The sequence below is a fragment of the Halorubrum sp. SS7 genome, assembly GCF_005435055.1.
GTDB classification, from domain to species: Archaea; Halobacteriota; Halobacteria; order Halobacteriales; family Haloferacaceae; genus Halorubrum; species Halorubrum salinarum.
The window spans coordinates 54,948-64,483 of sequence record NZ_SGXV01000017.1; the positions used below are offsets into that span (position 1 = coordinate 54,948).

The 9,536-nt window shown below is 71.1% G+C and carries 11 protein-coding genes; 4 read left to right on the forward strand and 7 right to left on the reverse strand.

Translation table 11 applies throughout. The features are described 5' to 3' along the window. Positions 1–115: 115 nt before the first annotated feature. Together EXE44_RS13850 and EXE44_RS13855 are read right to left on the reverse strand one after the other, a co-directional pair. The gene (locus EXE44_RS13850) at positions 116–538 is read right to left on the reverse strand and encodes a low molecular weight phosphatase family protein (protein ID WP_137717637.1); all 423 of its coding nucleotides are present in this window, start codon (positions 536–538) and stop codon (positions 116–118) included. Between the two features lie 99 nt (positions 539–637). Beyond that, complete coding sequence (locus tag EXE44_RS13855) at positions 638–1,303, reverse strand: hypothetical protein (RefSeq protein ID WP_137717638.1); 666 nt, start codon at positions 1,301–1,303, stop codon at positions 638–640. 96 nt (positions 1,304–1,399) lie between these two features. On the opposite strand from EXE44_RS13855, the gene EXE44_RS13860 reads away from it, so the two are divergent. Further along, positions 1,400–1,888 carry a hypothetical protein gene (locus EXE44_RS13860; protein WP_137717639.1) on the forward strand — a complete coding sequence of 163 codons (489 nt, stop codon included), beginning with the start codon at positions 1,400–1,402 and terminating at the stop codon, positions 1,886–1,888. Between the two features lie 292 nt (positions 1,889–2,180). Here EXE44_RS13860 and EXE44_RS13865 read toward each other — a convergent pair whose 3' ends face one another. The 4 genes from EXE44_RS13865 to EXE44_RS13880 all read right to left on the reverse strand — a co-directional run bounded on the left by EXE44_RS13865 (position 2,181) and on the right by EXE44_RS13880 (position 5,294). Further along, positions 2,181–3,233 (reverse strand): cell division FtsA domain-containing protein, encoded by a 1,053-nt coding sequence (locus tag EXE44_RS13865; RefSeq protein ID WP_121561684.1) that lies wholly within the window; start codon positions 3,231–3,233, stop codon positions 2,181–2,183. Then, positions 3,230–3,715 carry a FlaD/FlaE family flagellar protein gene (locus EXE44_RS13870; RefSeq protein WP_121561685.1) on the reverse strand — a complete coding sequence of 162 codons (486 nt, stop codon included), beginning with the start codon at positions 3,713–3,715 and terminating at the stop codon, positions 3,230–3,232. Before EXE44_RS13870 ends, EXE44_RS13865 begins: the two co-directional genes overlap by 4 nt. A gap of 147 nt (positions 3,716–3,862) precedes the next feature. Continuing rightward, entirely contained in the window at positions 3,863–4,696 is an 834-nt protein-coding gene (locus EXE44_RS13875; RefSeq protein ID WP_137717640.1) for a phosphatase PAP2 family protein, read from the reverse strand. Positions 4,697–4,775: 79 nt separating this feature from the next. Further along, positions 4,776–5,294, reverse strand: coding sequence for a zinc ribbon domain-containing protein (locus tag EXE44_RS13880; protein ID WP_137717641.1), 519 nt, complete (start codon positions 5,292–5,294; stop codon positions 4,776–4,778). Between the two features lie 138 nt (positions 5,295–5,432). Here EXE44_RS13880 and EXE44_RS13885 point away from each other — a divergent pair, with 138 nt between their 5' ends. Together EXE44_RS13885 and EXE44_RS13890 are read left to right on the forward strand one after the other, a co-directional pair. After that, on the forward strand, positions 5,433–6,365 hold the full coding sequence (locus EXE44_RS13885) for a pantoate kinase (RefSeq protein WP_137717642.1): 933 nt from the start codon (positions 5,433–5,435) through the stop codon (positions 6,363–6,365). Positions 6,366–6,396: 31 nt separating this feature from the next. Then, positions 6,397–7,128, forward strand: coding sequence for a DICT sensory domain-containing protein (locus tag EXE44_RS13890; protein ID WP_137717643.1), 732 nt, complete (start codon positions 6,397–6,399; stop codon positions 7,126–7,128). A 165-nt stretch (positions 7,129–7,293) separates the two neighbouring features. On the opposite strand, the gene EXE44_RS13895 is transcribed toward EXE44_RS13890, so the two are convergent. Beyond that, positions 7,294–8,013, reverse strand: coding sequence for a hypothetical protein (locus tag EXE44_RS13895; RefSeq protein WP_137717644.1), 720 nt, complete (start codon positions 8,011–8,013; stop codon positions 7,294–7,296). Between the two features lie 153 nt (positions 8,014–8,166). On the opposite strand from EXE44_RS13895, the gene EXE44_RS13900 reads away from it, so the two are divergent. Further along, positions 8,167–9,536, forward strand: a 1,370-nt coding sequence (locus tag EXE44_RS13900; protein WP_137717645.1) for a signal recognition particle protein Srp54, incomplete at its 3' end; no start/stop codon positions are given.

Below are 9,536 nucleotides of genomic sequence, written 5' to 3' on the forward strand. Positions count from 1 at the left end.
ATCCTCAGGGGTTCGAACCCAGAGGACGAGCGCAGCGAGTCCTCGCGGTTCGAATCCGCCCGGGACTATCTTCCGAACTCCACCGCGAGCCCCGGGCCTCGAAGTCCGGCGCCACCTACGCCTCGTCGAGGAACTCGTCGAAGAGGGCGACGACCCGCTCCTCTATCTCGTCGCGGATCTCGCGGACGCGCTCGATCTCCTGCCCGTGCGGGTCGTCGAGCGCCCAGTCGCGGGCCTCGACGCCGTCGGCGAGCGTCAGCGTCGAGCACCCCATGGTGGCGACGATGTCGCAGGCGTTCAGCTCCGCGGTCGAGACCTCGCGGGGGACGCGGTCGGAGAGGTCGATTCCGAGTTCCCCCATCGCTTCCACGACCTCGGGGTGGACCTCCTCGGCCGGGTGCGTGCCGCCGGTGACGACCTCGACGCGGTCGTCGAGGCCGCGCTCGCGGCGCTCGCGCTCCGCGAACGCCGCAGACATCTGGCTGCGGCCGGCGTTCTGGACGCAGACGAACCCGAACGTCACGGCGTCGTCGTTCATACCCGTTCGTTTCGACCCGCGTGATTAACGCTTCCTAAGAGGGCTATTGGGGGATATATATTTCCCGCGGCGACCGCGGAGCCGATCGGCGTCCGGCGGTCACTCCAGCACTACCGAGAACCCCCACGCCGCCGACGACCGGGGCTCGGCGTCGTCGGCCACGACCGACACCGTCGTTTCGAACCGGTACTCGCCCACCGGGAGGCAGGCGTCCTCGCCCGGCGTCGCGTACAGGTCGACGAGCCGCTCGCTCGACTCGCCGGGGTCGAGCGCGAACGTCCGGTACTCCTCGGTCGTGGCGATCGCGTCGGTCAGCCGCCAGCAGTCGGGTTCGGCGGGGTACTCGCCGTCGCCCGGCAGGCAGACGAGCGCGCCGTCGGCGTCGGAGACGTACTCGAAGTGGACGGCGCGCCCCTCGCCGACGCGCACCCGCTCGTCGCCCGCGTTCGTCAGCGTCGTGCGCAACTGCGGCGGGTGGTCGGTCGTCGCGGCCTCGCGCGTGACCGCCACGCTCGGCCGGACCGGGAAGTCCGCGTCGCCGTCAGTGGCGACGATCGAGACGCCCGGGCCGCCGGTCCCCTCGGGGCGCGTCCCGCCGGCGTCGGTGTCGTTCCCGTCCGACCCCGGCAGGCCGTCGCTGTCGGACCCGTCGCTGCCGGGACCGCCGCCGTCGGAGCCCGTCGACGCACACCCGGCGAGTGCGAGCAGTCCGCCCGCGCTCGCCCCGCACACGCCGCGGAGGTACCGCCGTCGAGTCGGTGTCACAGGTCCGACAGCACCGGCGCGCGTATAGCCTTGTTGTCGGGGGTCCGCCCGCCGATCGTGTGTGTCATTTTTTACCATGCGGATCGTGGGTGTCACATGGACATCTCCGATTACCGGGCGGCGGTCGCGGCGAACCGGCGCGAGCACGGCTTCGAGGCGGTCGACGAGCGGACGGACGCGTTCGAGCGGCTGTGGGCGACCAGCGAGACGGACGACACGCTCGGCGAGGTGGTCGTGCTGGCGACGCTCGTCGAGGCCGACGGGACAGACGCGGAGACGCTGCTCGACGCCGCGGCGGCGCTCCGCGACGTGTTGGCCGACACCGTCGACCCCCGCCCGGGACGCGCCGACGGCGGCGAGGCGCCGACGCCCGTCGGCTACGTGACGCTCGCGACGCCGGACCCGGACGCGGCGCTGCTCGACGCGATGTCCGGGTTCACGGTCGCGAAGCGACGGACGAACGTGTTCCCGCTCGTGTACGACACCGAGGCGGAGCGGCTCCACCGTCACGAGGTCCCGCGGCTGAAGGGGCGGGGCATCTACCGCCGGCAGGCGGACGACGCCGAGCGGCTCTTCGATGTGTAAATAGCGGCGGTTGAACCGGAATCCCCGTCGCTGACGCGTCGGGTGACTGCGGATGACTGATTGCCGATAAGTCGTCAGCGAACACCGCCGAAGCCCCACGCCGCGACCGCAACCTCACGCCTCCCCAGCCTCGCGGTTCGCGCTCCGCGAGCGCTCACCGCTCCCTCGCGCGTGCGACTCACGCCCTCCGGGCGTTCGTCGGCACGCGCCACCAAGTCGGTCCCGATCAGCGAATCGCGGAGCGGCCGCTGTGGGTCTAAAAATACGGAAAATCGCACCGCTCGCGCGGCGCTCAGACGAGCCGCGCCGCGATGCGCGCCGCACCGTCCGCGGCCGCGGTCGCGGGGTCCTCGGGCGAGACGACCTCGACGTCGCGGTCGAGCTCCTCGCTGAGGCGCTTCTCGAACTCCTCGGTGAGCCCGGGGATACACGCCATGCCGCCGGTGATGGCGAGCGGGCGTCCGAGCGCCAACTGGTAGGGCTTCATGTGGTCGTTCGCGAGCTCGGGGAGGAACTCGTTGGCGACGACGTCGACCGCCTCGTCGATGTACCGGTCGATCGGCTCCTGGACGCCGCGGTCGACGGTGAACTCGTGGCTCCCGCCGCCCGGCTGCTGGACCACGTCGGTGAACGGCTCGAAGTCGTACACGTCGCCGTGCTGCTCTTTGTACTCCCGGGCGGTCGTCCGGTCGATGTGGACGCGGCCCTGCGTCTCCTCCTCGACGGCCGCGACGATGCGGCGGTCGACCTCGTTGCCCGTCACCGAGCCGGTCGAGAACGGCGAGAGCTGCTCGCCGCGCCGGTAGGCGCACGCCTCCATCGTCGTCGAGCCGAGGTTCACCGACACGAACACCTCGTCGATCGCGTCGAGGTCGTCGCCGTAGGCGGGGATCGCCCCGCACAGCGACTCGGGGTAGCTCCGCGTCTCGACCCCGCCGATCGAGGAGCCCTCGATCACCGACTTGAGGTTCTCGACGCCGGCCTCGTTGTCGATGGTCGGCACGGCGTAGACGACCGCGCTGTCCTCGGGCACGTCGTGGGCGTCCACGACCGCCTCGAAGAAGCGCTCGGCGTCCGCGACGCTGTCGTCGTCCTCGGGGAGCCCCGAGCGCAGCATGAAGCGCACGCGGTCGGGGTACTCGACCGCGGCCTCCTCGCCGAACAGCACCTTCTCCTCGCCGGTGATGGCGTCCTCGTAGGTCGCTAAGCAGGTCAGCACCGAGTGGCGCTCGCGGCCGCCCCGGCCGTCGGGGATGTCGAGCACCGTTCGAGTGCTGCCTAATTTCACGCCGACCGCTGCCGATTCGTCCGATTCGTTGATGTCCGTGGATTCGTCGTCGCTCATTGGTCACTCGCACACGAAGCGATCCGGACGATGGAGACGAGGCTGATCCGGTGGTCCGCCGGCGTGAACGGTCGGTCGCGCGTCGGGGCGTCGAACCCCTCTAGGCGGCGCGTCAGCGCCGCGACCGCGTCGTCGCCGACCCAGTCGAGTTCGCCGTAGTAGGACAGCGCGTCCCGGCTCCGCACGTGGCCGCCGACGTCGACGAGGTAGCCGAGCCACTCGCCGATCTCGCGTTCCGCCGCGGGCGACGCGGGGATCGCCGTCAGGTACGGCTTCTCCCCCGGACCGTCGCCGTTCAACCGCGCACCACGTCGACGCTGGAGCAGCTCCGTGAACGCGGCCGAGCGCGCCGCCTGCTCGGCTCGGTTCCGGTTCGGCCGCCGGAGCGCCCGCTCCCGAGGCGCTCCGTCCGCACCGTCTCGCGGCGCGTCCGCGATCCGGCGCAGCTCCCGTACGTCGTACCGTCGTGGATTCAGACTCATGTTCCGTCCGTCGTTCGCGTCCGTACCGGGACTGTCGCGGCGGGGTTATATGATAGTTGGCTCTCAGTTATCAGCGGTGAGAAACTACCGGCGCGGCCGCGGGGCGATTCGATCTCCCTTCCGCTGCGAGGGGACCGACATCGCCGCTCAGTCGACGATCCGGTTCGCCGCCGCGACGCTCCCCGCCGCGAGGACGCCGCCGGCGACGACGTCCGTGACCCAGTGGATGCCGAGGAACACGGTCGCGACGACGATGCTGCCGGCCAGCGCCCCCGCGACGTAGGTCCACCGCGGGAACTCCTCGTGGGTCGAGACGGCCGCGAGGAACACCGTCACCGACAGCGCGGTGTGGAGGGAGGGGAAGACGTTCGTGGCGGCGTTCACCTGCGAGGTGAGCTGGGTGACTCCCCCGAACCAGTCGAGGAGCAGCGGCTCGACGGGCGCGGCGCTCGGGTCCGCGCCCGGCACAGCCGGGTAGTTGCGCGGGCCGTACGCGACGATCCCGGCGTAGCAGGCGATCGCCACCGCGTAGTTGACCGCGTACGCCGCGACCAGCCTCTTCAGTGGGCGCAGCCGCTCGGCGAACGCGTACGCCGCGACCGGGAACGCGACCAGCACGACGTAGCCGACGACGTACATCGGGCCGAAGTAGTACACCGCGGCCCGCGGGACCGCGTCCTGTATCGCGGCCACGAGGTCGCCCTCTATCGCGTAGATGGCGGTCGTCGCGCGGTAGCCGTACTCGAAGGAGAACGCCTCGATCCGCCGGATCGACCCCTTGTTGACGGCGAGGACGAGGGCGAGCCCCGCGACGTACGGCGCGATCCCGACGGCGCGCTCGCGGAGCAGGTCGCGGTCCGAGAGGACGGTCCGCATGCGGTCCGGACCGACGCAGACCGGGAGCAGCACCGCGAACGCGGCGAGCGCGGCGCCGCCGACGAGCCCGGCCACCCCGACGAACCCGGCGGCCGCCGCGGTCATCGCGACTCACCAGTCATCCGTTCACGGACACGCGGGGCGGCGGAGCAATCAGTCTCTCGGTAGCGGTGGGCCGTCCGCGTCACCGGGCGTCCGACTCGGCCCACGGGAGCGGCTCGGTACACCAGTGACAGAAGTCGAGGTCGGCGTCGACCTCCTTGCCGCAGTTGGGACAGGACACCTCCAGCGTCTCGCCGTCCTCGCCGGTCGCGGCCGCCGGCGGCGGGGACTGGCCGCCTCCCGGTCCGTCGTCGCCGTCGGCGCTCGCGGCCCGCCGCCGCATCGCCTCGGCGGCGGCCTCGGCGCGGTCGCGTTCGGCGGCGTCGGCGCGGCCGACGAGGTACGCGTCGAGCGCCGACAGCGCGGACAGGAGCACGATGGGCAGCGTCACGTCGGTCGGGACCGCCGCCGTCAGCGCCGCGGGGTCGGCCAGCGGGTCGACGGGCTCTACGTCGTACAGCGCGAACAGCGCGACCCCGCCGCCGACGATCGTCAGGTGCCACAGCAGCGCCCGCCCCCACCGGCGCAACGCGAGGTGCCCGAGCCCCGGGAAGACCAGCGCGAGCAGGGCCGCGAGGACGGGGCGCAACTGGTTTCGCATACGGCCCGGCTTCGACCGGCCGGTACTTAGGCCTGCGGTGTCGCCCCGAGCGCCCCCGTCGACCGAGCCGTCCCCCGGTCCGCGACCGCTCCGCCCGGGATAACAACCGTTAATCGCGGCCCGTTCGTCGGCGGGCACATGAGCAGCCAGCGGGCGACCGCGTTCGTCCCGGGCCACGTCACCGCCTTCTTCAGCGCGCACCCCGCCGGCGACCCGGCGGTCGCCGGGTCGCGCGGCGCCGGGCTGACGCTCGCCGACGGCGTGACCGTCCGGGTGTCGGCGCCGGCCGACGCGGTCGACGGCGACGGGAACGACGGCGACGCGGTCGACGCGAGCGACCGCGACGGAGGCGGCAGCGACGCGACCGACGGCGGTTCGCGCACCATCGACGGCGAGGCCGGTTCGATCGGCGCCGTCGACGACGTCCTCGCCGAACTGGACGCGACCGCAGCCGACGTCGCGGTCGAGACCGACCTCCCGATCGGGGCCGGCTTCGGCGTCTCCGGCGCCGCGGCGCTGGGGGCCGCCCTCGCCGCGAACCACGCGTTCGACCGCGCCTGCACCGAGAACGACCTCGTCCGGATCGCCCACGCCGCGGAGGTCGGCCGCGGGACCGGCCTCGGCGACGTGGTCGCACAGGCTCGCGGCGGCGTCCCGGTCCGGCTTGAACCGGGCGCACCGGGCGCCGGCGAGCTCGACGGCGTCCCGGCGACCGCGCGCGTCGAGTACGTCACCTTCGGCGAACTGTCGACGGAGACCGTCCTCGACGGCGACACGGACGCGCTCACGGCGGCCGGCGAGGACGCGCTCGACCGGCTCCGCGCGGACCCGCGACTGCCGACGCTGATGGACGCCGCCCGTGAGTTCGCCCGCGAGGCGGACCTCCTCGTCCCCGAAGTCGCCGAGGCGGTCGAGGCCGTCGACGCGGCCGGCGGCGAGGCCGCGATGGCGATGCTCGGCCGGACGGTCTTCGCGCTCGGCACCGGGCTCTCCGACGCGGGCTACGACCCCGAGGTCTGTCGGATCGACGCGGCGGGCGCGCGGCTCGTCGACGGGCGCGACGGGGAGTAAGGGCTTTGAGTCGCTCGGCCGGAATAGCCGTATGGCCGAATCGCTCCGCTCGTTCTTCGACGAGATCGAGGCCCCGGACCGGCACCTCGTCCTCCTGAACCGGTCGTCGCCGGACCCGGTCCGAAACCTGTTAGACTCGCTGCTCGACGGCCAGCCCGTCTCGGTCAGCGAGGTCGAGGCCGACTCCGCGGCGGACGACGACGTGGTCGCGCTCGTCGAGGAGGGGTCGGTCGTCGCGCGCTCGACCCTCGACGAACTGCTCGAATCGGTGCTGCTCATCAACTCTGACCTGTACAAGACCGGCGCGATCGAACTCGACGAGGTCCCGTTTCAACTCCGCGGGTACCCCGCTTCGAACAAGGAGAAGCTCCTCCTCATCATCATCTCTCGCGTGATAGAGCGGATCGCAGCCGAACACGGGTCGGGAACGCTGCGCGCCTCCTTCCAGCGCCTCTCGCGGATCGACGACGAGCGCGGCACCCGGTCAGTGTACGAGCGCGTCGCCGGGACCGGCGTCGACGTCCACGTGTACGGGGTGGGCGACGCGGATTCGCTCTCGGGGCTTCCGCTCACCGTCCACACCGGGACCTCCTACCCGTATCAGCGGTCGTGGTTCGTCGTGTTCACGCCCCCGGACGGCGCCGACGGCGACCATGTCGCGCTGCTCGCGCTCGAAGACGAGCCGAACGTCTGGGAGGGGTTCTGGACGTTCCGCCCGGAACTCGTGACGCGGATCGAGAAGTACATCGCTGAGGAGGTCTGAGGCGGGCGAACCGCGGCCTATCGGTAGTCAACCCTGCCTTGGGCGATTCGTCGGCGTCCGCCGCGGTGCCGCGCTCGGCGTCCGCCGCGGTGCCGCGCTCGACGACGCCGCGGTGCCGCGGCTCGTCGGCGACGGTCAGTGAGCCGGTTTCCTCGCACGCTCGGCTCACTCGCTCGCGTCCGGGAGGAGTCCTCGTAAGTCGGGATGGTCGCGGCGGTCGATCGGCGCGTCGGGACCACGAACCACCGACGGATCGGTCGCGATCCGGTCCCGCACCCGCTGCCACTCCTCGTGTCGGCAGAGGACATTTACCGGGATCCTGTCGATCCCTAACACCGACGCGATCGACGCTCGGTGGAACCCCTCGCACAGCTGCATCTCGCCGTCACGTCCGATCGCGACTATCGGTTCGAGCCGGTGGGCGTACGCCGTCTCGAAGGCGTTCTCGCCCGAAGCCGGCTCGTGACCGACCTCTGTGTTCGGACGATACCCGTCCTCTTCGATCGACCGGATCAGATCGTCGAGGTACTCGCAGCGGACCTGTCGGTACTCCTCGATGCTCTCGTAGCCGCGCACGCGCTCTCCGGCCTCAAAGCGTTCGGCCGCGCGGCGGTAGATCGGCGTCTCTTCCCACGCGTCGCCGTCCTCGCGCCCCCGAATCGATCGGTACGCGGCCGTCTCGCGGAACGGTTCCCGTCCGTCGATGTCCCAGTCGCCGCCCTCGACGCGACCGACCCCGCGGTCGAGACGGAACGTCTGGTTGTGGTGTGTCAGGTCGGTCGGGTCGATCCGCACCGTCGCCCACGGGTCTGCCGGCGCACGGTATCGATCCTCGTTCACGAACGCGTGCCAGCGAGTGTAGTAGCGGAGCTGATCGAGGTCCATCGCCGGAGACGCCGATCGGTTCGGCGCCGCACCGGTAAAGTGACCGGATCTCGGACCCGTGGCGGCGGTCGACTCTCGGGCCGCCGGGGGCGAGCCCTCGCGCCGCCCGCCGACGAACAAAGCTTTACCGCGTCGCCCGCCTAGCTCCGGCAAATGGTACTCGACGACCTCGGTACGTCCCTGCGGAGCAGCCTCGACAAGCTCCAGGGGAAGTCCCGACTCTCCGAGAGCGACGTCGAGGAGATCGTCAAGGAGATCCAGCGCTCCCTGCTGTCCGCCGACGTCGACGTCTCCCTCGTGATGGAGCTGTCGGACTCGATCAAGTCCCGCGCGCTCGAAGAGGAGCCGCCGGGCGGCACCACCGCGAAGGACCACGTCCTCAAGATCGTCTACGAGGAGATGGTCGAGCTGGTCGGCGACTCCACCGAGCTCCCCTTAGAGAACCAGACGATCCTCCTCGCCGGCCTCCAGGGGTCGGGGAAGACCACCTCCGCGGCGAAGATGGCCTGGTGGTTCTCGAAGAAGGGGCTCCGCCCCGCGGTGATCCAGACGGACACCTTCCGGCCGGGCGCGTACGACCAGGCGAAGCAGATGTGCGAGCGCGCCGAGGTCGATTTCTACGGGAACCCCGACAACGACGACCCGGTCGACATCGCGCGGACGGGCCTCGAAGAGACCGCGGACGCCGACGTTCACATCGTCGACACGGCGGGCCGCCACGCGCTCGAAGACGACCTGATCGCGGAGATCGAAGAGATCGAGGGCGTCGTCGACCCCGACCGCTCGCTGCTCGTCTTAGACGCCGCGATCGGCCAGGGTGCGAAGGAGCAGGCCCGCCAGTTCGAGGAGTCGATCGGCATCGAGGGCGTCGTGATCACCAAGCTCGACGGGACCGCGAAGGGCGGCGGGGCGCTCACCGCGGTCAACGAGACCGACTCCTCCATCGCCTTCCTCGGCACCGGGGAGACGGTCCAAGACATCGAGCGCTTCGAGCCCTCCGGGTTCATCTCGCGGCTGCTCGGGATGGGCGACCTCAAGCAGCTCTCCGAGCGCGTCGAGCGCGCGATGCAGGAGACCCAGGAGGAGGACGAGGACTGGGACCCGGAGGACATGCTGAAGGGGGAGTTCACCCTGAAGGACATGAAGCGGCAGATGGACGCGATGAACAAGATGGGGCCGCTCGACCAGGTGATGGACATGATACCGGGGCTCGGCGGCGGGATGATGGACGAGCTGCCGGACGACGCGATGGACGTCACCCAAGACCGGATGCGCCGCTTCGAGCGTATCATGGACTCGATGACCGAGGAGGAGCTGGAGAACCCCCGCGTCGTCGGCCAGTCGCGCACCGAGCGGATCGCCCGCGGCTCCGGCACCGACGAGGAGACGGTCCGCCAGCTGCTCGAACAGCACTCGATGATGGAGGAGACCATCGGCCAGTTCCAGGGGATGGGCGAGGGCGACATGCAGCGCATGATGAAGAAGATGGGCGGCGAGGGCGGCGGCCTCGGCGACATGATGGG

Bases quoted from the DNA above. Each gene is read 5' to 3' on its own strand.
- EXE44_RS13850 (WP_137717637.1), bottom strand. From the start codon at position 538: ATGAACGACGACGCCGTGACGTTCGGGTTCGTCTGCGTCCAGAACGCC.
- EXE44_RS13860 (WP_137717639.1), top strand. From the start codon at position 1,400: ATGGACATCTCCGATTACCGGGCGGCGGTCGCGGCGAACCGGCGCGAG.
- EXE44_RS13865 (WP_121561684.1), bottom strand. From the start codon at position 3,233: ATGAGCGACGACGAATCCACGGACATCAACGAATCGGACGAATCGGCA.
- EXE44_RS13870 (WP_121561685.1), bottom strand. From the start codon at position 3,715: ATGAGTCTGAATCCACGACGGTACGACGTACGGGAGCTGCGCCGGATC.
- EXE44_RS13875 (WP_137717640.1), bottom strand. From the start codon at position 4,696: ATGACCGCGGCGGCCGCCGGGTTCGTCGGGGTGGCCGGGCTCGTCGGC.
- EXE44_RS13880 (WP_137717641.1), bottom strand. From the start codon at position 5,294: ATGCGAAACCAGTTGCGCCCCGTCCTCGCGGCCCTGCTCGCGCTGGTC.
- EXE44_RS13885 (WP_137717642.1), top strand. From the start codon at position 5,433: ATGAGCAGCCAGCGGGCGACCGCGTTCGTCCCGGGCCACGTCACCGCC.
- EXE44_RS13890 (WP_137717643.1), top strand. From the start codon at position 6,397: ATGGCCGAATCGCTCCGCTCGTTCTTCGACGAGATCGAGGCCCCGGAC.
- EXE44_RS13895 (WP_137717644.1), bottom strand. From the start codon at position 8,013: ATGGACCTCGATCAGCTCCGCTACTACACTCGCTGGCACGCGTTCGTG.